The organism is Flavobacterium daemonense (assembly GCF_007341385.1).
GTDB classification, from domain to species: domain Bacteria; phylum Bacteroidota; class Bacteroidia; order Flavobacteriales; family Flavobacteriaceae; genus Flavobacterium; species Flavobacterium daemonense.
This window is the reverse complement of sequence record NZ_VJYD01000002.1, coordinates 127289-151899: the sequence shown is the minus strand read 5'-3', so window position 1 is coordinate 151899 and position 24611 is coordinate 127289. Positions and strand designations below refer to the sequence as shown.

Annotated in this window: 23 protein-coding genes; 3 read left to right on the top strand and 20 right to left on the bottom strand. The window is 34.2% G+C overall.

The annotated features are described in order from the left end of the window. Nucleotides 1-17 precede the first annotated feature (17 nt). Together FND99_RS02985 and FND99_RS02980 are read left to right on the top strand one after the other, a co-directional pair. On the top strand, nucleotides 18-557 hold the full coding sequence (locus FND99_RS02985) for a 3-hydroxyanthranilate 3,4-dioxygenase (protein WP_144336514.1): 540 nt from the start codon (nucleotides 18-20) through the stop codon (nucleotides 555-557). 134 nt (nucleotides 558-691) lie between these two features. Then, the gene (locus FND99_RS02980; RefSeq protein WP_144336513.1) at nucleotides 692-1003 is read left to right on the top strand and encodes a hypothetical protein; all 312 of its coding nucleotides are present in this window, start codon (nucleotides 692-694) and stop codon (nucleotides 1001-1003) included. Here FND99_RS02980 and FND99_RS02975 read toward each other — a convergent pair. Both FND99_RS02975 and FND99_RS02970 read right to left on the bottom strand, forming a co-directional pair. Continuing rightward, the gene (locus FND99_RS02975; protein WP_144336512.1) at nucleotides 1000-1290 is read right to left on the bottom strand and encodes a type II toxin-antitoxin system RelE/ParE family toxin; all 291 of its coding nucleotides are present in this window, start codon (nucleotides 1288-1290) and stop codon (nucleotides 1000-1002) included. The two genes, FND99_RS02980 and FND99_RS02975, sit on opposite strands and share 4 nt — an antisense overlap. Before the next feature lie 51 nt (nucleotides 1291-1341). Next, nucleotides 1342-2301: an MBL fold metallo-hydrolase gene (locus FND99_RS02970; RefSeq protein WP_144336511.1), complete on the bottom strand. Its 960-nt coding sequence runs from the start codon at nucleotides 2299-2301 to the stop codon at nucleotides 1342-1344. A 186-nt stretch (nucleotides 2302-2487) separates the two neighbouring features. Here FND99_RS02970 and amaB point away from each other — a divergent pair, with 186 nt between their 5' ends. Further along, nucleotides 2488-4041 carry an L-piperidine-6-carboxylate dehydrogenase gene (amaB, locus tag FND99_RS02965; RefSeq protein ID WP_144336510.1) on the top strand — a complete coding sequence of 518 codons (1554 nt, stop codon included), beginning with the start codon at nucleotides 2488-2490 and terminating at the stop codon, nucleotides 4039-4041. A 92-nt stretch (nucleotides 4042-4133) separates the two neighbouring features. Here amaB and FND99_RS02960 read toward each other — a convergent pair whose 3' ends face one another. The 18 genes from FND99_RS02960 to aspS all read right to left on the bottom strand — a co-directional run bounded on the left by FND99_RS02960 (nucleotide 4134) and on the right by aspS (nucleotide 24500). Next, on the bottom strand, nucleotides 4134-6980 hold the full coding sequence (locus tag FND99_RS02960) for a pectate lyase family protein (protein ID WP_144336509.1): 2847 nt from the start codon (nucleotides 6978-6980) through the stop codon (nucleotides 4134-4136). A 575-nt stretch (nucleotides 6981-7555) separates the two neighbouring features. After that, nucleotides 7556-8329: a Bax inhibitor-1/YccA family protein gene (locus FND99_RS02955; protein ID WP_144336508.1), complete on the bottom strand. Its 774-nt coding sequence runs from the start codon at nucleotides 8327-8329 to the stop codon at nucleotides 7556-7558. Nucleotides 8330-8489: 160 nt separating this feature from the next. Beyond that, nucleotides 8490-9881, bottom strand: coding sequence for an NADH-quinone oxidoreductase subunit N (locus tag FND99_RS02950; RefSeq protein WP_144336507.1), 1392 nt, complete (start codon nucleotides 9879-9881; stop codon nucleotides 8490-8492). Nucleotides 9882-9938: 57 nt separating this feature from the next. Then, on the bottom strand, nucleotides 9939-11378 hold the full coding sequence (locus FND99_RS02945) for a complex I subunit 4 family protein (RefSeq protein WP_144336506.1): 1440 nt from the start codon (nucleotides 11376-11378) through the stop codon (nucleotides 9939-9941). Between the two features lie 10 nt (nucleotides 11379-11388). Next, nucleotides 11389-13272 carry an NADH-quinone oxidoreductase subunit L gene (gene nuoL, locus FND99_RS02940; RefSeq protein ID WP_144336505.1) on the bottom strand — a complete coding sequence of 628 codons (1884 nt, stop codon included), beginning with the start codon at nucleotides 13270-13272 and terminating at the stop codon, nucleotides 11389-11391. A gap of 6 nt (nucleotides 13273-13278) precedes the next feature. Continuing rightward, nucleotides 13279-13599 carry an NADH-quinone oxidoreductase subunit NuoK gene (nuoK, locus tag FND99_RS02935; protein WP_133523522.1) on the bottom strand — a complete coding sequence of 107 codons (321 nt, stop codon included), beginning with the start codon at nucleotides 13597-13599 and terminating at the stop codon, nucleotides 13279-13281. Continuing rightward, nucleotides 13599-14138, bottom strand: a complete 540-nt coding sequence (locus tag FND99_RS02930) for an NADH-quinone oxidoreductase subunit J family protein (protein WP_144336504.1) — start codon at nucleotides 14136-14138, stop codon at nucleotides 13599-13601. Before FND99_RS02930 ends, nuoK begins: the two co-directional genes overlap by 1 nt. Then, the gene (locus FND99_RS02925; RefSeq protein WP_144336503.1) at nucleotides 14138-14683 is read right to left on the bottom strand and encodes a NuoI/complex I 23 kDa subunit family protein; all 546 of its coding nucleotides are present in this window, start codon (nucleotides 14681-14683) and stop codon (nucleotides 14138-14140) included. Before FND99_RS02925 ends, FND99_RS02930 begins: the two co-directional genes overlap by 1 nt. Before the next feature lie 110 nt (nucleotides 14684-14793). Continuing rightward, on the bottom strand, nucleotides 14794-15852 hold the full coding sequence (gene nuoH / locus FND99_RS02920) for an NADH-quinone oxidoreductase subunit NuoH (RefSeq protein ID WP_211356616.1): 1059 nt from the start codon (nucleotides 15850-15852) through the stop codon (nucleotides 14794-14796). Then, nucleotides 15852-16883 carry a 2Fe-2S iron-sulfur cluster-binding protein gene (locus FND99_RS02915; RefSeq protein ID WP_144336502.1) on the bottom strand — a complete coding sequence of 344 codons (1032 nt, stop codon included), beginning with the start codon at nucleotides 16881-16883 and terminating at the stop codon, nucleotides 15852-15854. Before FND99_RS02915 ends, nuoH begins: the two co-directional genes overlap by 1 nt. 180 nt (nucleotides 16884-17063) lie before the next feature. After that, nucleotides 17064-18434 (bottom strand): NADH-quinone oxidoreductase subunit NuoF, encoded by a 1371-nt coding sequence (gene nuoF / locus FND99_RS02910; RefSeq protein ID WP_144336501.1) that lies wholly within the window; start codon nucleotides 18432-18434, stop codon nucleotides 17064-17066. Nucleotide 18435: 1 nt separating this feature from the next. Further along, entirely contained in the window at nucleotides 18436-18966 is a 531-nt protein-coding gene (locus FND99_RS02905; RefSeq protein WP_144336500.1) for a complex I 24 kDa subunit family protein, read from the bottom strand. Between the two features lie 195 nt (nucleotides 18967-19161). Further along, a complete protein-coding gene (locus tag FND99_RS02900) occupies nucleotides 19162-20400 on the bottom strand; it encodes an NADH-quinone oxidoreductase subunit D (protein ID WP_144336499.1) in 1239 nt (412 codons plus the stop codon). Between the two features lie 21 nt (nucleotides 20401-20421). Beyond that, nucleotides 20422-20943, bottom strand: a complete 522-nt coding sequence (locus tag FND99_RS02895; RefSeq protein ID WP_144336498.1) for an NADH-quinone oxidoreductase subunit C — start codon at nucleotides 20941-20943, stop codon at nucleotides 20422-20424. Between the two features lies 1 nt (nucleotide 20944). Beyond that, nucleotides 20945-21493 (bottom strand): NADH-quinone oxidoreductase subunit B, encoded by a 549-nt coding sequence (locus tag FND99_RS02890; protein WP_144336497.1) that lies wholly within the window; start codon nucleotides 21491-21493, stop codon nucleotides 20945-20947. Between the two features lie 145 nt (nucleotides 21494-21638). Next, the gene (locus FND99_RS02885; RefSeq protein ID WP_144336496.1) at nucleotides 21639-22004 is read right to left on the bottom strand and encodes an NADH-quinone oxidoreductase subunit A; all 366 of its coding nucleotides are present in this window, start codon (nucleotides 22002-22004) and stop codon (nucleotides 21639-21641) included. 243 nt (nucleotides 22005-22247) lie between these two features. Continuing rightward, nucleotides 22248-22442 carry a cold-shock protein gene (locus tag FND99_RS02880; protein ID WP_007137066.1) on the bottom strand — a complete coding sequence of 65 codons (195 nt, stop codon included), beginning with the start codon at nucleotides 22440-22442 and terminating at the stop codon, nucleotides 22248-22250. 306 nt (nucleotides 22443-22748) lie between these two features. Further along, nucleotides 22749-24500, bottom strand: coding sequence for an aspartate--tRNA ligase (gene aspS, locus FND99_RS02875; protein ID WP_144336495.1), 1752 nt, complete (start codon nucleotides 24498-24500; stop codon nucleotides 22749-22751). Between the last annotated feature and the right edge of the window lie 111 nt (nucleotides 24501-24611).

The window sequence follows — 24611 nt, the reverse complement described above, 5'->3', positions numbered from 1 at the left end:
CATAAATTCTGAAAAAAATGGCTATAGCAAAACCATTCAATCTAACACAATGGATTGAAGATAACCGACACTTACTTAAACCGCCAGTTGGAAATAAAAATCTTTACGTAGATTCTGGCGATTATATTGTAATGATTGTTGCCGGACCAAATGCCCGAAAAGATTATCATTATAACGAAACCGAAGAACTTTTTTATCAATTAGAAGGAAGCATAAAAGTTGTAATTCAAGAAGACGGAGAGCGCAAAGAAATGGAATTAAATGCTGGAGATATGTATTTGCATCCTGCTAAAATTCCCCATTCACCTGTTCGTTCCGAGGGCTCAATTGGCTTGGTAATTGAACGCAAACGTGCTGGAAAAGGATATACTGACGGACTTTTGTGGCATTGCGACAACTGCAATCACAAACTTTACGAAGTGTATTTTGAATTGCACAATATTGAGAAAGATTTTCTTCCTCATTTCGAACATTTTTATAATTCTGAAGAATTAAGAACTTGCGATCAATGTGGCACTGTAATGGAAACTGATCCTAGATTTACAGCTAAGAAATAGTTTTTGACTTTAAATAGTAAACCCGACAGTCCCGAAGCTTCAGGACTGTCGGGTTTATTTTTATGTTAAAAAGAAAATTTTATATCATTTTTGATATATATTTGTATCATAAATGTTATTAAAAAGTAACAAAAATGATACAAGAAATTATTGCGTACAAGAATATACTTGAAAATATTGAGGGTTTAATCGAAAAGTCAGCATATAAAAAAAACTATATTATTGAGAAAGTTGGTATTCCTAGTCCGACATTTTATCGAAAATTGAAAACTCAATCATTTACTCCAGATGAAGTACTTTCAATAGCTAAGATTCTTTCTCCAGAAGAAAATTTCAGATTACATTTAAAGGCAGAAATCGAAAACGCTAAGCGGGAATATGAAGAGGGCAAATTTATGACTCATGAGGAAATGTTGCTTGAGCTCAAAAGAAAAAATATAATTTAATAATTTAAAATTATTAAAGGTTTTTGACGGTTGTCGTAGAATTCAATCAAGTGGATAAAATCCCGATTAAGAAGATAATAGAGCGAAATATTTTTTGTCACTAATATTTCATTACATTCTAAATCACGTCTAAATTTTCCTAAATGTGGATTTATTGCAATCAAATCAATAATGTGCAAAACCTCGTTTACAAATTTTTGCGAAATTTCATTACTCCTAAATTCTGTTAGATAATTCTTTGTTGTATAAAACGTATATGTAGCTCTCGAAGACCAAACAATTTTCATGGAATAAAATTTATTTGGCTAAAATATAAAAATTACCTTACAAAAATACTTCTATAACTCAATTTTCTTACCTTGTTCAGGATAAATAATTTTCAATCCTAAGTCATTCTGGCTTTTTAATTGCGCTTTAATTTTGGCAATGTTTTTAGCAGGCGGTTTTAAATGTGTAATGATAATTTTGAAATTATTAAGCGAGCCTTTTCCGGCTAATTCTTCTAAAATGTGAAGTTCTGTCATTAAATGATTTGGCGTTAAATGCCCAAATAAAAATTTGTCTGGCTGTTCATTTGGGAATGAAACTTCAATAAAAATTCCTTTCAATTGTTTGCTTTGAACCAAAGGTGCAACTGCCGTCCATAATGTTTTAAGTTTATCGCTTTTTTCAACAGAATCTGGGCCAGTATCACCTAAATACAAAACATAAGAATCTTCACTTTTAATTAAAAATGCAGTACTTTCAAACGGATTCACATGACTTAACGGAAAAGCTTTAACCGTCATTTTTGTATTTGAAATAGAAGTTTCTTCGCCTAAATTTAAAGTTTGAAAGTGATATTTTTTCAGCGGAAATCCTGGACCTTTATCTCCAAAATTTGCCCAGGTTTGATCATTGAAATAATGATTTTCCATCATTTCCATGCATTTTTCTGTTGCATAAACTGTTTTGGAAGAATCTGCCGGAGAGTTGATTATTAATCCAGAAACGTGATCTAGATGTGCATGCGATATAAAATATCCTTTAATGTATTTTCTTAGAACTTCATTTGTTGAAACTTTGAAAACTTTATTTTCAATAGCTTTTTCAATACCAGCATTTATAGTTCCTGCATCCAAGCAAATAAAATCTTTAGTGTTAGAAGGAGCCAATAAATAAGCCGAAAGATTTTTTTCGTCAATCCCACCTTTTATTCCCAAAGGAACAACCTGAAAAGATGATTTTTGTTCCTTTTGAGAAAACGCATTAAATGAAATTAATACAAAACAAAACAATAGCCGACTAAATTTGATCATATTTTACGAGTATTAGAAATGCAAATTTCATTAAATAAATCCAATAAATAGGGCTTAAAACCAGTTATTAGTATTAAATAATCTTAAATTTACTCTCCCTTAAGATGATGTTTTCGGTTTTGAAATTAATTCTAAAAGAATATCTTTACATAAAAAAATATAACAATTTTAACTAAAAAAGTTACAATGACAACAATAGCATCACAATTTGGCATGAATGAAGCGCTTGAAAAACTGGGTATTAAGCTGGTTAATGATGGAACTTCAACTGGTACGGAGAACTTTTCATCAGGTGAAATTTTAGATAGTTTTTCTCCTGTTGATGGAAAATTAATTGCTTCGGTAAAAACTTCAACACTTGAAGATTATGAGAAAGTAATGCGTTCGGCAACTGAAGCTTTTAAAACCTTTAGACTAATTCCGGCACCGCAGCGTGGCGAAATTGTGCGTCAGTTTGGAGAAAAATTACGCCAGAATAAAGAAGCTTTAGGGAAATTGGTTTCATATGAAATGGGAAAATCGTTGCAGGAAGGTTATGGAGAAGTTCAAGAAATGATTGATATCTGTGACTTTGCCGTTGGTTTATCGCGCCAGTTGCATGGGTTAACAATGCATTCTGAAAGACCTGGACATAGAATGTACGAACAATATCATCCGTTAGGAATTGTCGGAATTATTTCGGCATTTAATTTTCCGGTAGCAGTTTGGTCTTGGAACACGGCTTTAGCATGGATTTCTGGAGATGTGTGCGTATGGAAACCTTCTGAAAAAACACCTCTTTGCGGTATTGCCTGTCAAAATATAATTGCTCAAGTTATCAAAGAAAATAATCTTCCCGAAGGAATTTCATGCCTATTAAATGGTGATTACAAAATAGGAGAGTTGTTGACAAAAGACACTCGAATTCCGTTAATCTCTGCAACAGGTTCTACAAGAATGGGAAAAATTGTGGCGCAAGCAGTTGCTGCAAGATTAGGAAAATCTTTATTAGAGTTAGGCGGAAATAATGCTATCATTGTAACTCCTGATGCCGATATTAAAATGACCGTGATTGGAGCTGTTTTTGGAGCTGTTGGAACTGCTGGACAGCGTTGTACTTCAACCCGAAGATTAATTATTCATGAGAGTATTTATGATAAAGTAAAAGAAGCTTTGGTTGCTGCATATAAGCAATTAAGAATCGGAAATCCGCTTGACGAAAACAATCATGTTGGACCGCTTATTGACTTGCATGCTGTTGAACAATACGCTGTAGCTTTAAACAAAGTAGTTGCCGAAGGCGGAAAAGTTTTAGTTGAAGGCGGTGTTCTTTCTGGCGAAGGTTATGAAAGTGGTTGTTATGTAAAGCCTGCAATTGCCGAGGCCGAAAACTCATTTGCAATCGTACAGCACGAAACATTTGCTCCGGTTTTATATTTAATTAAATATTCTGGAGATGTTGATAATGCAATCGAACTTCAAAATGGAGTTGCGCAGGGATTATCTTCTGCAATTATGACAAATAATCTACGCGAAGCTGAAAGATTTTTATCAGTGACTGGTTCTGACTGCGGAATTGCAAACGTTAATATCGGAACTTCTGGAGCGGAAATTGGTGGAGCTTTTGGTGGTGAAAAAGAAACTGGCGGAGGCCGTGAATCCGGTTCCGATGCTTGGAAAATTTATATGAGACGTCAGACAAATACAATTAATTATACAACCAATCTGCCATTGGCACAAGGAATTAAATTCGATTTGTAATATTTCTGCATTATATTACAAACAGCAAAGGCTTCCAGAAATGGAAGCCTTTTGCATTTAGAATTAAGTTAGTTGAGTTAGGTTTGTTTATTTTATTTTTTCAGAATAGTTTGATTGAAAGAACCATCGCTAGTTTTTACTTTCACTAAATAAGTTCCAGATATTAAATTACTCAAATCGATGCTTTCAGTATTTTTTCCGGCACTTTTTACTAATGTTCCGGACATATTATAAACTAAAACTTCTTCTATTGTTTGAGTTGATTTTGAGAAATATAAAACATCAGTTACAGGATTTGGATATAAGAGAATTGTCGCGGTTTCAGGCTCGGCAGCTACGTCAGCGATTTTTGCCATTTTCAAAGTACCTCCCGAATTATATTGTGTACTGATGTAAAATAAATTTGCAACTGCACCTTTTGTAATTGTATGAGAACCGGCAGCAATTGAAGCAGTTGCAATTCCTGCAGACGCAGTATACGAAACATTGTCAACTTTGATTGTTCCTGTAAAATTGGAATCAAACACTAAAGTCAATGTTGAGGCACTTGTTGTGGTATAGGTTATTGTCGTGCTCGTTTCAATTTTTAAACGTTTCGTTAAGGTAAGTCCGTTATATGTTACAGAACCGTCAGTAGAATTCAAGTTTCCGGTAATAGTATAAAACGAACTTGTTTTTCCTGAAGTTGTAAAATTATGAATTTCATCACCGCTTGAAGTTCCTGTTGTTACTGTAATAGTCCCTGAACCAGTTGCGACTGTGCCTGTTCCTGAAGTTGCAATAGAATAAGAAACTGTTGCAGTCGGTGTTCCAGTAATCGTAATTGTTTTTGCCGTAGTATTTTTTACAAAACTAATTCCAGATGCTGGCAAGCCAGTTACGGATGCATCTGTTGCAGTACCTCCCCAAGTGAAAACAATCGAATTAATCGCTGTTCCGCTTGCAACTGTTTGATTGTTATTTCCGGTTGAAGTCAAAGTCTGAGACCCAGCTGGAGTAACAGTTATTGTTCCTGAAGCTGTTGCTGGCGTTCCTGTTCCAGTAGTAGCAATTGAATATGAAACTGTTGCAGTTGGTGTTCCTGTAATGGTTATTGTTTTTGCTGTTGCATTTTTTACAAAACTTAATCCTGATGCAGGTAAACCCGTTACGGTTGCATCGGTTGCGTCTCCGCCCCAAGTAAATACTATCGAAGCAATTGCTGTTCCACTTGCTACGGTTTGGTTTTCATTTCCTGTTGAAGTCAGTGTCTGAGAACTTGTCGGCGGATTTCCCTCGCCTTGAATAGCAACTAAAGTTCCTGTATAATTGGTAAGCGTTGTCTTAAGAGCTGCAATTACAAGTGACGAAGTATCATCAACACTATTGTCGAATGTCCATTTTAAATCTCCTCCAGAAACACGTCCAGCATATTGAGTCACCTTTGTTTTTGCTGTTGCAGGCTGATCAATTACTAGATTTTTTACGTATAAAGAAGCGTCTGTGTCAAAATTGTTATAGGAATTCGCGCCCGATTTCGATTTGATGGAACTGCTTACAATTTCGCCTCTTGATGTTGCCAAATATGCATCAAAATCGGTTGTTGAACTTATTTTTCCTGAAATATTGTATAACGGATTTGGATCATTGTAGGCTACAAAACGCATATTATTTGTTCCGTTTGAAGCATCAAAAGTGTTGTTGTAAGCTTTTATGAATCCGCCCGCTTCGCCAGAAAATGTTCCCATAGTTCCAGCATTATTAACTTGATTGGCTTCATCCCAAATATCTGTTCCTTGTAATGAAGTCAACATTGGATGTTTGCTGTTTCTGAAATAATTTCCTTCAACAAAAAGCGAAGAACCCATTGTTGATCCAGCACCATATTTTGCATTTCCGTCGTAATAATTGTTGTAAATATGTGCAGAATAGTATCGAACGCGTGGATGACGAGAGTCAGAGTGATCAAACCAGTTGTGGTGGTAGGTAACATATAAACCAGTTGTAGTTCCTTCGCTTAAACCTAAAAGACTCGCTTTTCCGTTGTCCCAAAAGTGGTTGTACGATAAAGTAATATAGGTTGAAGATTTATTGTCTAATGCTCCGTCACCTTTTATTTGGTCGGCATCGCTTCCCGCATTTCCATAAAATAAATCGCAGTTGTGAACCCAGATGTGATCATTATCTTGTTGCATTCCAACATTATCTCCCGCTGTACTGTTGCAGTTCATAAATCCTAAATTGCTTACTTCAATATTTGAAGCCGACTTAAGACGAACACCCCAACCATTTGCAACGGCATCGTTTCCAACACCTTCTATTGTAACATAGCTAGATGCATTATTTGAGTTTTCGATAACGACATCGCCACCTTCCATAACTGTCATATCAGTAATATTTCCAATTAATCGAATGATAAACGGACGTGTATCTTTTCCTTTTTTGATTGCGTACAAAATATTTTGAAGTCCCACGCATGGATTTGCGCTTGCTCCCGTAATATTCATTGAAATAGTGTTTTTTGTATTTTGAGTGATGTAGAGAATTACCGCATTGTCTTTTGGAGTTCCATCTGCTTTATAGCCACCAGGAACTCTTCCGCTTTCAAATGCAAATCCGTTTCGGTCTTGTGCTGCAACTGTTAGCGCGCTTGTCGTTGATCCAGATCCCTCAGTTCCGGAAATAACTGGTTTTACTTTGATCGTGTAAGATCCAGCTTTTAATCCAGGAATGTCAGCACGAAAATAACTTCCGTAACTTCTGATAAGTTGGTCGTCAATTTTTTGGTCTGTTATTCCATTTCCAGAATAATAGACATTGTAAGTCTGTGCGCCACTTACAGGCTGCCATTTTACAAAAGCAGACTCAAGCCAGCCCGATGCTTCTGTAATTGAAACTTGTTGTGCCCACATTTGAACACTCGCAAGTAAAACGAAAACGAAAAGTAGGTTTTTTTTCATAATTGTTTAGGTTAAAAAGTTAGTAATAGTAAATTGTGGTTTTTAATTATCTTTTACATTGGTTAATTGTAATCGATTACACAAAAATATATAAATTTTTAATATTCGTAAATATTTGATTAATAAAAAATGTATTATTTAAAATTATAAGATAAAAAGTAGTTATTATGTAATAAATTGCATAAATTGTAATTTATTACATAATACAAAAAATATTTGTTAAGTCTTATTTTTACTACGTTTTTTAGTTTCGTAAATTGATAAAGTGGCTGTAGAAAATTAAAAGTTGTTGAAATTTTTAAAATTTTTCACAATTTTCAATTAAATAAGAAATAGACTACTTTTAAAAATAAGGTTGAGAATTTTTGTTTACAATAAACTAGTTTTTAGTTTCTTTTTAGCATTAAGAGAAGAATTAAAATGGTGATTTTTAATTGACTAATTTATTGAGAAGAAAGTTTTGAAAGTAAGTGAAACCTTTATGTACGTTTTTAGAGCGCTTTTTTCGGCTTATAGAAATAAAAAAGCCTTTCTGAAATAATCAGAAAGGCTAATGTATATTTTAAGAAAAGGATTTATTTATTGCTTGATACTTTAGATAACAATCTTAAGAATTCAATGTATAACCAAACCAATGTGATCATTAATCCCATTGCACCAAACCATTCCATGAATTTTGGCATTCTCTCTTGAACGCCTCTTTCGATTTGATCAAAATCTAAGAATAAGTTTAAAGCTGCTACAATAATTACAAAAACACTGATTCCAATACTCATCATTGAGTTTCCGTAATGAACTGGAGTCCAGCTTGTAAATAATGAGAACAACCAAGAAATTAAATAATACGTTGCAATTGCTAAAGTTGCAGCAATAACAACTGATCTGAATTGTTCAGTTACTTTTACAATTTTGAATTTGTATAAACTAAGGCATACTAAAAAAGTTACTAATGTTGCTCCAACAGCATTTATTACAATTCCTGGGAATTTTATCTCAAATATTGCAGAAATTCCTCCAATAAACAAACCTTCAAAAAAGGCATAGCCAGGAGCTAAGTATGGAGAAGACTGTGGTCTGAAAGAGGCAATCAAAACAAGAATTAAACCAACAATTGCACCGCCGAAAGCTGGTAAAATTGGGTTCATTCCGTTAAATGCCATCCACCATGTGATCATTGCTCCGGCAGATAAGATTAAAAATAAAATAGCTGCTTTATTGATTGTACCTGACAAAGTCATTTCTTGATTGTAATCAATAATTTGCGCTTCGTGTACTTCTTCAGCTTTTGAAACAGCATTTGATGAAAAACGTTTGCTGCTTAAAAATGGATTTTTTGAATTGAAGGCCATAATTTTTATGCTTTTAGTGAACTCAAATATATGGAGTTTTTTTGATGTGAAACAATTTGAGTTAAATTTTTAACATGATTTTTTCTTCTAAATAAAACGTATTTAAACAAAAAAACCATCCGAATTGACGAATGGTTTTTCTGTATATAATTCTTTTTTTTTAGCTCAATAAATCTAAAACCAAAGAAGGGAATAGACCTAAAACAATATTTAAAGTGATTGAAACTATTGCAACTGCATAAATAAGGAATGGTTTTCCTGTGCGAACTTCGTTAGGCTCTTTAGAATACATTGCCAAAATAAGTTTGAAATAATAACCAACACTTATGATTGAGTTGATAACCGCAACAATAACTAGAGCGATATAACCTGATTGAATAGTTTGGTTGAATAAAAATAATTTAGCAAAAAATCCAGAGAAAATCGGAATTCCGGCCATTGATAATAATGAACCCGTTAAAATCGCAGCCAAAAGCGGATTTGTTTTTCCTAAACCGTGGAAGTTTGTGATATCTTCGTTGTCTTGATTTTTGCAAACATATAAAATAACACTAAATGCAGCGATTCCGGCTAATGCGTAAGCAGCAGCATAATACAATAAAACACCTGCTGAAGTTGCAATCGTCAAGAATGTCATTAACATGAAACCTGCGTGAGAGATTCCAGAAAAAGCCAACATACGTTTTACATTTACCTGACGCAAAGCCATTATATTACCAACTGTCATAGAAGCAATCGAAATAATTACAATAATATGTTCAAATGTACCTAAAAGATCTTGATTTTCTAAAGAAGGAATTAAGTTTAAGCCTGAAACTAATTTATAAAGCGTTGCCATTGCAACAATTTTAGCCAATGTACTCATTAAAGCTGTTGTCAAAGCTGGAGAACCTTCATAAACGTCTGGAGCCCAGAAATGAAATGGCACGGCTGCAATTTTGAAAAACATTCCGATTGTCATTAAAATCATTCCGATTGGGAACCAGATCGGCAATTCGGCAGATAAAGAGCTTTCGTAAATTTCGGTAACATCAAAAGTTCCCATTGCTCCGTAAATCAAACAAATACCGAATAAAATAATTCCAGAAGCAAAAGATCCCATCAAGAAATATTTCATACCAGCCTCGTTGCTTTTAATATTCAAACGATCACTCGCTGCAAGAACATATAATGCGATAGAAAGAATTTCGATGCCAAGGAAAAACATTGCTAAGTTTCCAAAAGAAACCATCGCAACTGCTCCAGCTAATAAAAATACTTTTATAGCAACATAATCAGAGATTTTTGTTTGATGATTTTCGTAAAAATTGTGGCTTAATGCTACAAGGAAAATGGTCAAAATAATAAATAATGATGAAAAAGCAGTTGAAAATTTGCTCACTGTAATCATATTATTGTAATAACTTGCCGTTGATCCAAATTCATAATAGTTAAGTGCCAAAACACCCAATAAACCTAAAATGGTAAATGGGACAATGCCTTTTCTAAAATTTAGAATTTCAAACAATAGGCAAAAAATACCCAATCCTGTTATAGCTATTAATGTATTCATTTTTGTTTTTTTGATTTAGGAAATCTAAAACGCCCTAATTTATTTTTATTTAAAATATTAATTTTTATTGATAACGTTTAGTATCGTTTCTAAACTTGGTGTAATCAAATCTGTTATTGGTTTTGGATAGAATCCAAAGAAAATCAAAACAGCAATAATCGCTACCATAGAAATTCCTTCATTAACAGAAACATCTGCAAAAGTTTTAGAATTCGTTTCACCCAACATTACATTTTGGAACATTTTCAACATATAGTAAGCACCTAAAATAATAGTTGTTCCACCTAAAACAGCAAACCAAATGTTGATTTGAGATAAACTATATAATACTGTAAATTCTCCAACAAAGTTAAAAGTAGTTGGCAAAGCAACAGAAGCTAGAACCAAAATTAAAAACATTGAAGTAAATTTTGGAGATTGCGTACGAATTCCTCCTAATGCAGCAATTTCTCTTGTTTCAAATCTTCTGTAAATGATTTCTGCAGTATAGAATAATCCGACAACTACAAAACCGTGAGCGATCATTTGTAAAACTGCTCCGCGGAAACCATCAACTGTCAAAGTATATGTTCCAGCTGCAATTAATCCAACGTGAGCTAGAGATGAATATGCTAATAATTTCTTTAAATCTTTTTGTCTTAATGCTACAATTGATCCGTAGATAACCCCAGCAATTCCTAAAGCAATAAAAATATTCATGTATTCTTTTGCAGCAAGAGGTGCAATTGGCAATTGCCAACGAATAACGCTGTACAATCCCATTTTTAACATGATACCAGATAAAAGCATTGTTCCAACAGTTGGAGCTTTTTGGTACACATTTGCTTGCCATGTATGGAAAGGAATAATTGGAATTTTAATAGCGTAAGCCAAGAAGAATGCCAAGAAAATCCAAAGCTGTTCATCAGCAGAAAGATTTAATTTGTATAAATCTTCAATCAAGAAACTGTGTGCTTTTGTATACAAATAAATGAAAGCAGTTAACATGAATAACGAACCAGCAAGTGTGTAAATAAAGAATTTTACAACTGCTTTTCTGCGTTCTTCAGCATCACCATTACCCCAGATAAGTGCAATAAAGTAAATTGGAATAAGTGCCAATTCCCAGAAAATATAATATAATAGACCATCTGCAGCAAGGAAAGTTCCTGTCATTGCAAACGCCATAAATAAAATTAAAGCATAAAAACCTTTAGCATTTTTATATTCATTTCCGAAAGAAGAAAATATAATAATTGGAGTCAAAGCTGTGGTCAATAAAAGCATTGCAATTGCTAATCCATCAGCGTTTAAAGCGAATGAAATTTTAGGCTGATTAATCCAAGCATTTACTAAGCTGATGTTTTCACCAGCATTAAAATGATTCAACAATACAACCGAACAGCCCAAAGCTGCCAAACTAAAGAACAAAGCTACTTTTGAAGCGAGTTTGTCACCAGCAAAATAAGTGACAAATGCACCAACTAAAAGAATAATTAATATAAGAGAAACGTTCATAGTTATAAAATTATTGAGCTAAAAATATATAAGAAACAATCGCGCAAAGACCAATAACGAAAGCAAAAAGGTATAATCCGATACTTCCACTTTGTAGTTTTTTGCCTTGAAAAGCTAATTCATTTGTTATTTTTCCTAATCCGAAAACAAGAGCAGATAAACCAGTTTCAATATAGTCTCTAAAGAATCTAGATAATCCGTTTACCGAACGAACAAAAATTGCGTCGTAAGCTTCATCAACATAATATTTGTTATATAAAACTTTTGCTACACCTGTAATGTTTTCATCTGCTTCAGGAACATTATCTTGTTTGAAATATTTAATGTAAGCAATTAGAATTCCTAATAACCCGCCTAAAACAGCAACACCCATTAAAGTATATTCTGTAGTTCCTAAATGGTGTTCTTCGCCAGCTACTTTTGTGAAAAGAGGCGCTAAATATTCATTTAACCAGCTGTTTCCTGGCAAACTGATTAATCCGCCAAAAGTTGCTAAAATTGCTAAGATGATTAACGGAATTGTAATTAAGGCACCACTTTCGTGTAAATGATGTTTTTGTTCTTCAGTTCCTCTAAACTCTTTGAAGAAAGTCAAGAACATTAATCGGAACATATAGAAAGCCGTCATGATTGAAGCAATAGATCCAACAACGTATAAAGGAATACTATGGTGGAAAGCTGTCAATAAAATTTCATCTTTAGAGAAGAAACCTGAGAAAAACGGAACTCCAGAAATTGCTAATGAAGAAATCAACATTGTCCAGAATGTAATTGGCATCGCTTTACGCAATCCGCCCATATTACGCATGTCTTGTTCTCCATGCAATCCGTGAATTACAGATCCAGAACCTAAGAATAAACAAGCTTTAAAGAAAGCGTGTGTGATTACGTGGAAAACAGCTACTTCATAAGCTCCGAATCCTAATGCTAAAAACATTAATCCTAATTGAGAAACTGTAGAATAAGCCAATACTTTTTTGATATCGTTTTGAACTAAACCAATTGTAGCTGCTACTAATGAAGTGATTGCTCCAATAATAGCAATTACCATTTGCACATCAACCGCTAAATCAAAAACAAAGTTTAATCTTGTTACCATAAAGATACCAGCCGTAACCATTGTTGCAGCGTGAATCAATGCAGAAACTGGAGTTGGTCCAGCCATCGCGTCTGGTAGCCAAGTGTACAATGGAATTTGTGCAGATTTACCACAAGCTCCAATAAACAAACATAAAGCTGCTAACGAAAGCATTGAAACATTTAAGTTTGAAGCTCCAGCAATTGCAGTTTTTAAAGTTGCATAATCTAAAGTTGAGAACATTGAACCAATGATGAACATTCCAATTAAAAGACCTAAATCTCCAATTCTGTTCATAATGAAAGCCTTTTTTGCAGCATCGTTGTAATCTTGGTTTTTGTGCCAAAATCCGATTAATAAATAAGAGCATAGTCCAACACCTTCCCAACCAATGAAAAGAACTAATAAGTTGCTTCCAATTACAAGCGTAATCATAAAGAATACAAACAGATTCAAATACGCAAAAAACTTGTGCATATTTTCATCATCATGCATATAACTGATAGAGTATAAGTGAATCAAAGATCCAATTCCGGTTACGAAAAGCAACCAAAGAACAGACAATTGATCTAATAAAAATCCAAGATTGATTTTTAGATTGCTAATTTGAATCCAATCAAATAAAGTAACTTCAATTGCTTTTCCAGTTGAAGTAATTTGATTAAAAAGAACAAGCGTAACTATAAAAGAAATTGCTACAGCAACAGTTCCGATTGCTCCAGAAACTGTTTTCCCTAAGCTTTTTCCAAAGAAAACATTGATTAAAAATCCTAAAAAAGGAGTTAATACTAAAAGTAAAGCTAAATTGGTATCCATTTCTATTTATCCTTTTAAGTTTTTTAAGTTATCGATACTAATTGAGCCAATGTTTCTAAAAATAGAAACTAAAATTGCTAATCCAACTGCTACTTCTGCAGCAGCTACAGCCATCGAAAAGAATACGAAAACCTGTCCTTGAGCATCTTGATGATAAGTTGAAAATGCTACAAATAAAAGGTTTACAGCATTAAGCATGATTTCGATAGACATGAAAACGATAATAGCATTTCTTCTGTACAATACACCAAAAACACCAATACAAAAAAGTACAACACTTAAAAAGATGTAATTTTCAATACCTATTTGATTTAATATATTACCCATTATTTATTTAATTTTTCTTTTTTAGACAATAATACAGTTCCAATCATTGCAACCAAAAGTAAAATCGAAGCAAATTCAAATGGTACCATATATTCGTTCAATAATATTTTACCTAATACTTTAATAGATTGGAAATCTTCACCCGTTGAATCATATTCACCAACAATTGGTTTAGAGTTAATGAAGATTGTAATCAAAACAATTAGAATCAAACAGAATGAAACAATGGCTCCCAAACGAGTAATTCTAGGTCGGTGAACGTCCTTTTGTTCATTCAAATTCATAAGCATAATCGTAAACAGGAACAAAATCATGATGGCTCCGGAGTAGACTATTATATGTACAATTGCTAAAAATTGAGAATTTAATAGTAAGTAATGACCAGCAATTGAAAAGAAACAAATCACTAAATAAATAGCAGAGTGAATTGGGTTTCGGCTAAAAATGGTCAAGAAAGCGGTAATTACCGTGATAAACGCTAAGAAACAAAAAATAACTTGTACAGTTGTCGCGTGTGCAAAATCAGGAATATGTATCATTAGTTAGCGTTATTAAGTTGAGCGTTTTTGATAGCCATTTCTAAAGGCATCACCAATTTATCCTTTCCAAAAATGAAATCTTCTCTTTCATAACTTGCAGGAACTAAAACTTTAGATTGTGTCAAGTAGATCGCGTCTTTTGGACAAGCCTCTTCACACAAACCGCAGAAAATACAACGAAGCATATTGATCTCATATATTTCAGCATATTTCTCTTCGCGGTACAAGTGCTTTTCATCTGGTTTGCGTTCTGCAGCTTTCATAGTAATAGCTTCCGCAGGGCAAGATAATGCACACAATCCGCATGCAGTACAGTTTTCACGACCTTGTTCGTCGCGTTTCAGCATATGCTGACCGCGATAAACAGGACTCATTTGTCGCACCTGTTCAGGATAATGAATCGTAACTTTTTTTCTGAAAAGGTGTTTTAGCGTAATAGCCAAACCTTTTACAATCGCCACAAGATACAATCGTTCTAAAAAAGTCATGTCCTTGTTTGACACCACTTTTTTTCTACCCGATAATGATATAGTTTCTATTGACATTTTTTAATCTATGATTTATGATTTTCAATTTAAAGTGAATCAAATTCAAAATCTATTTTATTTTTATTTGAAGCTTCCTAAATAATAGTAGGATTGCTAATGAATCGTTCTTAAAATCCTAAGAAAGCTGCGATATCGTGTCTTAATATAACAGCACCCGTAATCATAATATTAAGAATTGAAAGCGGAATCAAAATTCTCCACCCTAAATTCATTAATTGGTCATATCTAAATCTTGGTATTGTCCAACGTACCCACATATAGAAAAATATGAAGAAACATATTTTTACAAACAATACGGCAATACCCAAAAGATTAGCGCTGTTAACTCCAATATTTTCAACCATCCATTGCATTCCTGGATAGTTATATCCTCCAAAGAATAAAACAGAAATAATTGTAGCAGAGATAAACATGTTAGCGTATTCAGCAAATAAATAGAATCCCATTTTCATTGATGAATATTCGGTGTGATAACCACCAATTAACTCAGACTCACATTCTGCCAAGTCAAAAGGAGTTCTATTTGTTTCAGCAAAGGCACAAATCAAGAAAATCAGGAAAGATAAAGGCTGATAAAAAACATTCCAGTTCATTCCTGCTTGTTGCTCAGAGATTTCTTTTAAGCTTAAAGTTCCTGTCATCATCAACAAAGCGATCATTGATAATCCCATAGCAACCTCATATGAAACCATTTGTGAAGCAGCACGAACAGCCCCCATTAATGAGAATTTATTGTTAGAAGCCCATCCACCAATCATGATGCCGTAAACTCCAACAGAAATAACTCCAAAAACATATAATAAAGCAATGTTCACATCAGTAGCTTGCAGAATTACATCTCTTCCAAAAACATGAAGTCTGTCCCCCCACGGAATAACTGCACTGGTCATTAAAGCAGTACTCATTGCAATTGCCGGTCCTACAACAAATAAAAATCTGTTTGGAGTATTTGGGAAAAATTCTTCTTTAGAGAATAATTTCATACCATCGGCAAGCGGTTGCAATAAACCTCCCCATCCAGCACGGTTTGGTCCAACACGATCCTGAAGGAAAGCAGCAACTTTACGTTCTGCCCAAGTGGAGTACATCGCCATAATCATAGTTACAGCAAAAACAACAACAATTACAACACTTTTTTCTATAATAAACGCACCATCTACCATCATTAAGAATTTTTGTTATTAGTGTTTAATGGAATTTCAGCCATACTAATTTTTTTACGGTCAATATCTCTACCCATAAGAATATTCTTTTCAGTATCGATTTGTACTTTCTCTAATTTTTGAGTGTAGTTATTTTGGTTGATAACAGAATCTTTTTCAAATTCTCTCGGTCCTTCAATAACCCAGTCATTCACATTTTTATGATCAAAACGACAGCTGTTGCAAATGAATTCTTCAACTTCATGGTACTCGTCTTTACGACCAGTTACACGCTGAATTTCTCCACCAAACATCCAAACAGTAGTTTTACCGCAACATCCTGGAGTTGTACATTCTCTATGTGCGTTATAAGGTTTATTAAACCATACTCTTGATTTAAAACGGAAAGTTTTGTCTGTTAAAGCTCCAACTGGACAAACGTCAATCATGTTTCCAGAAAACTCGTTGTCGATTGCTTTAGAAATTCCAGTTGAAATATTAGCGTGATCACCACGATCTAATACTCCGTGAACTCTGTTGTCTGTCAATTGATCTGCAACTTGTACACATCTTTGACATAAAATACAACGGTTCATATGTAGTTGAATATTTGGACCAATATCTTCTGGTTCAAATGTTCTTTTTTCTTCAATAAAACGTGATTTCGGATTTCCGTGCTCAAAACTTAAATTTTGAAGATCACATTCACCAGCTTGATCACAAATTGGACAGTCTAATGGGTGGTTGATCAATAAAAATTCTGTAACGGATTTACGAGCTTCCGTTACTCTGTCAGAAGATTTACTGTTTACTTCCATTCCGTCCATGCATCCTGTTACACAAGATGCCATTAGTTTTGGCATTGGTCTTGGATCAGCTTCACTACCTTTAGAAACTTCAACTAAACAACAACGACATTTTCCGCCGCTGCCTTTTAATTTTGAGTAATAGCACATGGCTGGCGGTACCAAATCTCCACCAATCATACGTGCAGCCTGCAGGATCGTTGTTCCTGGCTCTACGTCTATACTTTGACCGTCTATGGTTACTTTCATCTCTTTATTTTGTTTTTTTAGTTTCAGGTTTCATGTTTCAGTGCCGATAGCTATCGGTATTAAAACTAAAAAAACTTGAAACTTTAAACTATTTTAAACTTTTTTGTTGAAAGTCGGAATATTTTAAAGAATTGCTGTCCTTTTAATATTATGAACTTTATAACTTTCTGCTTTTTATTTTTATACGATTACTTTACCGCCTACTAGATGCTTCACTTGTGAAAAAGGTTCAGCAACAAAGTGATCTCTATTTTTTATTTTTTCAGGGAAACGAACGTGATATTCGAATTCGTCTCTAAAGTGACGAATCGCAGCAGCTACTGGCCAAGAAGCGGCGTCACCAAGTGGACAAATTGTGTTTCCTTCAATTTTACTTTGAATACTCCACAATAATTCGATATCTTCTTCACGGCCTTGACCGTTTTCGATTCTCCATAAGATTTTTTCCAACCATCCAGTTCCTTCACGACAAGGTGTACATTGTCCGCAAGATTCGTGGTGGTAAAAACGAGCAAAGTTCCAAGTGTTTCTAACGATACAAGCAGTGTCATCATAAACGATAAATCCTCCAGAACCTAGCATAGATCCGGTTGCAAAACCACCATCACTTAAAGATTCGTAAGTCATCAGACGATCTTCGCCATTTGCTGTTTTGAAAATCAATTCAGCTGGTAAAATTGGCACTGAAGAACCTCCAGGAACAAATGCTTTTAATGGACGGCTTGAAGACATTCCTCCCAAATATTCATCAGAATTCATGAATTCATCTACACTTAAACCTAATTCAATTTCGTAAACGCCAGGATTTTTGATGTTTCCTGAAGCAGAAATTAATTTAGTTCCAGTAGAACGGCCAACACCAATTTTAGCATAATCATCACCAGAATTGTTAACAATCCATGGTACCGTTGCAATAGTTTCAACATTGTTTACTACGGTTGGGTTTGCCCAAAGACCAGAAACAGCTGGGAAAGGTGGTTTAATACGAGGATTTCCTCTTTTGCCTTCTAGAGACTCAATAAGTGCAGTTTCTTCTCCACAAATATAAGCCCCAGCTCCACAGTGAACGTGTAGCTCTAAATCGTAACCTGTTCCTAATATATTTTTTCCTAACCATCCAGCAGCTTTAGCCTCGGCGATTGCTCTTTCTAAAATTTTGAAAACCCACATATATTCTCCACGAATGTAGATGTATGAAAGGTTAGCTCCCAAAGCGTAGCTTGAAGTAATCATTCCCTCGATCAATAAGTGAGGAATATATTCCATCAAATAACGATCTTTGAAAGTTCCTGGCTCCGATTCGTCGGCGTTACAAACTAAGTGTCTTGGTTTTCCTGATTTTTTATCAATAAAGCTCCATTTCATTCCGGCAGGGAAACCCGCGCCACCACGACCACGAAGACCTGATTTTTTTACTTCCTCAGTAACTTCATCTGGTGTAAGTGTTTTTAAAGCTTTTTCTACAGAAGCATAACCACCATTTTGGCGATATACTTCGTAGGTTTTAATTCCAGGAATATTGATTTTATCTAATAATATTTTTTGTGACATCTTATTTATCGTGTAATATTATTTTATCATCTCGACAATCAGCAATTAACTGATCGATTTTTTCTTCTGTCAATTTCTCTTTATAGAAATCTCCCAACTGCATCATTGGAGCATATCCACATGCACCTAAACATTCTACTCCAGCAATAGTGAACATTCCGTCTGGAGTTGTTTCACCCATTTTAATGCCTAATTTTTTAGAAGTATAATCCATTAAATTTTCGGCACCGCTTAAACAGCAACAAGAAGTCTGGCAAAACTCAAACATGTATTTACCAATCGGTTTTTGGTTGAACATGGTATAAAAAGTCACCACTTCATAAACCTCGATTGGTTTTATCTGAAGAATTTCGGCAACTTTATCTTGTAGTTCAATACTTAACCAGTTGTTGTGTGCATCCTGAACCTCATGTAAAACAGGCAATAAAGCCGATTTTTGTTTGCCTTCAGGATAATGACTAATCAATTCATTGATGCGGTTCATCAATGCCTCGGTCATGTTTATTTCTTGTTTGTAATGTTTACGTTCCATTTTTATTTTAGATTTTAGATTTTAGATTTTAGATTTTTTCAAATCTTTATCTAGAATCCGTATTCTGCAATCTTTGTTTTAGTTTTAGATTTTTCAATCTGAATTCTTCAATTCTATATAAGTTTAGATTTTCAATCTAAAATTTAGATATGCCATTCTGCAATCTAAAATCTAAAATCTTCAATCTAAAATTTTTTAGGCGTCTAATTCTCCTGCAATTACATTTAAACTTGATAAAATCACAATTGCATCAGAAAGAAGCGCACCTTTAATCATTTCCGGATATGCTTGGTAATAAATAAAGCAAGGCCTTCTGAAATGTAATCTATATGGAGTTCTACTTCCGTCAGTAACCAAATAAAAACCTATCTCTCCATTTCCTCCTTCAACAGGATGGTAAATTTCGGCAACTGGAACAGGAACTTCTCCCATTACAATTTTGAAGTGATAGATTAGAGATTCCATTGAATTATATACATCTTCTTTTGGAGGAAGATAATAATCAGGAACTTCAGCATGGTATTCGTTTCCTGGAGGCATTTTATCCAACGCTTGACGAATGATGCTTAAACTTTCCCAAACTTCAGCGTTACGAACACAGAAACGATCATAAGTATCACCTGATTTTCCAACAGGAACAATAAAATCAAAATCTTCGTAAGATGAGTAAGGTTGTGCAACACGAACGTCGTAATCGACTCCGGCAGCACGCAAGTTTGGACCTGTAAATCCGTAAGCCATTGCTTTTTCTGCTGAAATTGCACCCACGTTTACAGTTCTATCAAGGAAAATTCTATTTCTTTCGAATAAGTTTTCGAATTCTTTCCAAGCAACTGGAAATTCTTCAAGGAAAGTATCTAGTTTTTTGAAAGCCTCTGGAGACCAGTCTCTTTCAAAACCACCAATTCTTCCCATATTTGTAGTCAAACGAGCTCCACAAATTTCTTCGTAGATTTCGTAGATTTTTTCTCTAAATTGAAAAACGTATAAGAAACCAGTATACGCACCAGTATCAACCCCAAGAATCGAGTTACAAATCAAGTGGTCTGTAATACGAGCAAGCTCCATTACAATAACTCTTAAATATTGTGCTCTTTTTGGAACTTCAACACCTAATAATTTCTCTAAAGTCATCCACCATCCCATATTATTAATAGGAGAGGAGCAATAGTTCATACGGTCTGTAAGAGGTGTGATTTGATAGAAAGGACGATTTTCGGCGATTTTTTCGAAAGCTCTGTGGATGTAACCAATAGTTGGTTCAGCCTCTAGAATTCTTTCACCATCCATTAATAGGATATTTTGAAAAATACCGTGAGTCGCAGGGTGAGTTGGACCTAAATTCAGTACCGAAAGCTCGCTTCCGTCTTCGTTTAGTTTCTCTTTAATTATTTTAGCATAACGATGCTCTGGTGGTAATAATAGTTCTGACATTTTATAATGTTGAATTATTTTTTAGCAATTTGTTGTTGTTCTTCCAAAGAATCTGTCGTCTTTATCAGTTCTTCCGCTGTCTTCCATTGGGAATTCTTTTCTCATTGGGAAAGACACCATTTCATCCATATTCAAAATACGTTTCAATTGCGGGTGGCCAATAAAATTGATTCCGAAGAAGTCGTATGTTTCTCTTTCCATCCAGTTTGAACTCAGGAAAATATTTGAAATAGTTTTGATTTCTGGCTTTTCACCATCTAAATAAACTTTTATTCTGATGCGTTTGTTTTCGATCCAGTTGTGCATGTGATACACTACAGCAAATTGACGATCTAGTTCGTTATCTGGATAGTGAATGCCGCATAAATCTGTCAAAAAGTTAAATTGCAGATCTGCATCATTTTTTAAAAACAGAATTAAAGCTGTGATTTTATCAGCAGTAGTTTCTATAGAAAAGATATCTCTTTCTTGCTGGAAATTGAAAACATTAGTATCAAATGTTTCAATAAGTTTATCTTGAATCAGGGTATTTTCTAAAGCCATCTTATGAAATGTTATAGGAAGCTAATAATTCTTGGTATTCTGGAGAGCTTCTGCGTCTAACAGATTCACTTTTTACCAAATCTTGTAATCTCATTACACCGTCTACGATTTGTTCTGGTCTTGGAGGACATCCTGGAACATAAACGTCAACAGGGATTACTTTATCAATTCCTTGAAGAACCGAGTAAGTGTCGAAAATACCGCCAGAAGAAGCACAAGCTCCAACAGCGATTACCCAGCGTGGCTCAGACATTTGTTCGTAAACTTGTCTTAAAATTGGAGCCATTTTTTTAGAAATAGTTCCCATTACTAACAACATATCTGCCTGACGAGGAGAGAAACTCACACGCTCAGAACCAAATCGTGCCAAATCGTAATGTGAAGCCATTGTTGCCATAAACTCAATTCCGCAGCAAGATGTAGCAAAAGGCAATGGCCAAAGAGAATTCGCGCGTGCCAGACCAACAACATCATTTAGTTTTGTAGCAAAGAAACCTTCTCCTACAACTCCCTCAGGTGGCGCAACCATTTTTACATTTGAATCGCTCATTTTTATTTTAGATTTCTGATTTTAGATTTTAGATTTTTTGAAATCGTAAAAAGTAAAATCAATTTTTTAAATCAGTATTAAATTCATTTGAGTTTAAATTTTAATTCCAGAAGTGTAATCTGAAATCTAAAATCTAAAATCGAGATTATTCCCAGTCTAGAGCTCTTTTTTTGATGATATAGAAAAAACCAACTAAAAGCAAAGCCATGAAAACAATCATTTTCAGCATTCCTTCAATGCCAAGATCTTTAAAGTTTACTGCCCAAGGATAAAGGAAAATTACCTCTACATCAAACAATACAAACAAAATGGCTACCAAGAAATATTTTACAGAAAAAGGAATACGGGCATTACCAACAGATTCGATACCGCACTCAAAGTTTTTGTCTTTAACTTCAGAGGTTCTTCTTGGGCCTAATTTTCCAGAAATTATAATAGTTCCTACCACAAAACCAACAGCCAGAATGAACTGCATTAAAATAGGAATGTAACTGTATTGATCAGATTGCATAAACTTGTGATTTTTACTTAAAGAATAAGCCACAAAGATAACTTTCAGGTATGTAAATCACAAACTAAAGGGGGATATAAGTATGCCATGAAACCTTGTTTGTGTGTAATTTTTATTGATTATAAATAAGGATTGGTTTTTTTAGTATTTTTTTAAGAATTGGACAAAAAAAAACGTCTCGAAATTAATCGAAACGTTTTTAAAACCATTCAGAGGCAAAAAAAATAAATTGCTATATTTTTCTTAGATTACTGCTACTTTAGCAGCAACTTTCCCTTTTCTTCCTTCTTCTTCTTCATAGCTTACACGGTCACCTTCGCGTAATTCTTCCGCGTTAATTCCTGAAGCGTGAACGAAGATGTCCTTTCCTGTTTCTTCGTCTGTAATGAATCCATAACCTTTAGATTCATTGAAAAATTTTACTGTACCTGTACGCATTGTAATTGTAATAATAATTTATAATAAAGCAAATGTAACATATTAACTAATACAAAAGACATGTACGTGTTAATTTTTTGTAAAAATTATTGATTTACAGTGTTTTTACGTGGTTTACTGCATCAATTTTCATCTAGATTACCATAATTTGAGAATCATTAAATGCAGTAAAATGAAAAAGTAGAATTGTAAGAATTTTTTATTCTTATAAGTGTGAAATTTGCAATTATTCTTAAAGTTTTTAAAATAAAAAAAAGCAACTGAAATTTTCAGTTGCTTTTTTGGTATAATTTAAATTTTAAAGTCTTAAATAGCATCAATTTTAATGTGCAATTCTTTTAACTGTGCATCATCTATTGCTGCAGGAGCATCGATCATTACATCGCGTCCTGAATTGTTTTTAGGGAATGCGATAAAATCTCTAATAGTTTCCTGACCTCCTAAGATAGCAACTAATCTATCTAGACCAAAAGCTAATCCTCCGTGAGGTGGTGCTCCAAATTGGAAAGCGTCCATTAAGAAACCAAATTGAGCTTTTGCTTCTTCTTCCGTAAATCCTAAATATTTGAACATTAATTGTTGCGTAGCTTTATCGTGAATACGAATTGAACCTCCACCGATTTCGTTTCCGTTTAAAACCATGTCGTAAGCGTTTGCGCGAACTTTTCCTGGCTCTGTTTCAAGCAAAGCCATATCTTCTGGTTTTGGAGATGTAAACGGGTGGTGCATTGCGTGATAACGGCCACTTTCTTCGTCTAACTCTAATAATGGGAAATCAACAACCCATAATGGAGCAAATTCTTCAGGATTACGTAATCCTAAACGAGTTGCTAATTCCATACGAAGTGCAGATAATTGTGCACGAGTTTTATTTGCCGGACCAGAAAGTACAAAAATCATATCACCAGGATTTGCTTCTGTTGCTTTTGCCCAGTTTGCTAAATCATCATTATCGTAGAATTTATCTACAGATGATTTGTATGTTCCATCTTCGTTGCATTTTACGTAAACCATTCCAGATGCGCCAACTTGCGGACGCTTAACCCAGTCAATCAATCCGTCGATTTCTTTACGAGTGTAATTTCCAGCTCCAGGGACTGCGATTCCGACAACTAATTCGGCTGCATTAAATACAGGGAATTCTTTATGTTGCGCAAATTCGTTTAATTCACCAAATTTCATCCCAAAACGAATGTCTGGTTTGTCATTTCCGTATGTTTTCATAGCATAATCGTAGGTAATTCTTGGGAATTTCTCTACTTCAATGCCTTTAATTTCTTTTAATAAGTGTCTTGTCAAACCTTCAAAAACATTCAAAATGTCTTCTTGTTCAACAAATGCCATTTCGCAGTCGATTTGAGTAAACTCTGGCTGACGATCTGCACGTAAATCTTCGTCACGGAAACATTTCACGATTTGGAAATATTTATCCATTCCGCCCACCATCAATAATTGTTTGAAAGTTTGTGGAGATTGTGGTAATGCATAAAATTGTCCTTCGTTCATACGGCTTGGTACAACGAAATCTCTTGCTCCTTCTGGAGTTGATTTGATTAAATAAGGAGTTTCAACTTCGCAGAAATCTAAATCAGATAGATATTTACGAACTTCCATCGCTACTTTGTGACGGAACAATAAACTGTTTTTTACCGGATTTCTTCTGATATCCAAATAACGATATTTCATTCTGATATCTTCGCCACCGTCCGTTTCATCTTCAATTGTAAATGGAGGAGTTAATGCCGAATTTAGAATCGTCAATTCAGAAACTAAAATTTCGATTTCACCCGTTGGGATATTTTTGTTTTTGGCTTCACGCTCAATAACAGTTCCTTTTACTTGAATTACAAATTCACGACCAAGAGTTTTGGCTAATTCAAAAACAGTTTTATCGGTACGACTTTCGTCGAAAATAAGTTGTGTAATTCCGTAACGGTCGCGTAAATCGACCCAATTCATAAATCCTTTATCGCGTGATTTTTGAACCCAGCCCGCAAGCGTAACTTCGGTATTGATATTTGAAGCGTTTAATTCGCCGCAATTATGACTTCTATACATAATCTAAATTTTAGATTGCAAAAGTAAACACAAAAAATAAAATAATATAGTAAACTGCTAAGTTGCTGCTCATAAATTTGAAATATTTTATCAAATGTTAAAATTTGAATC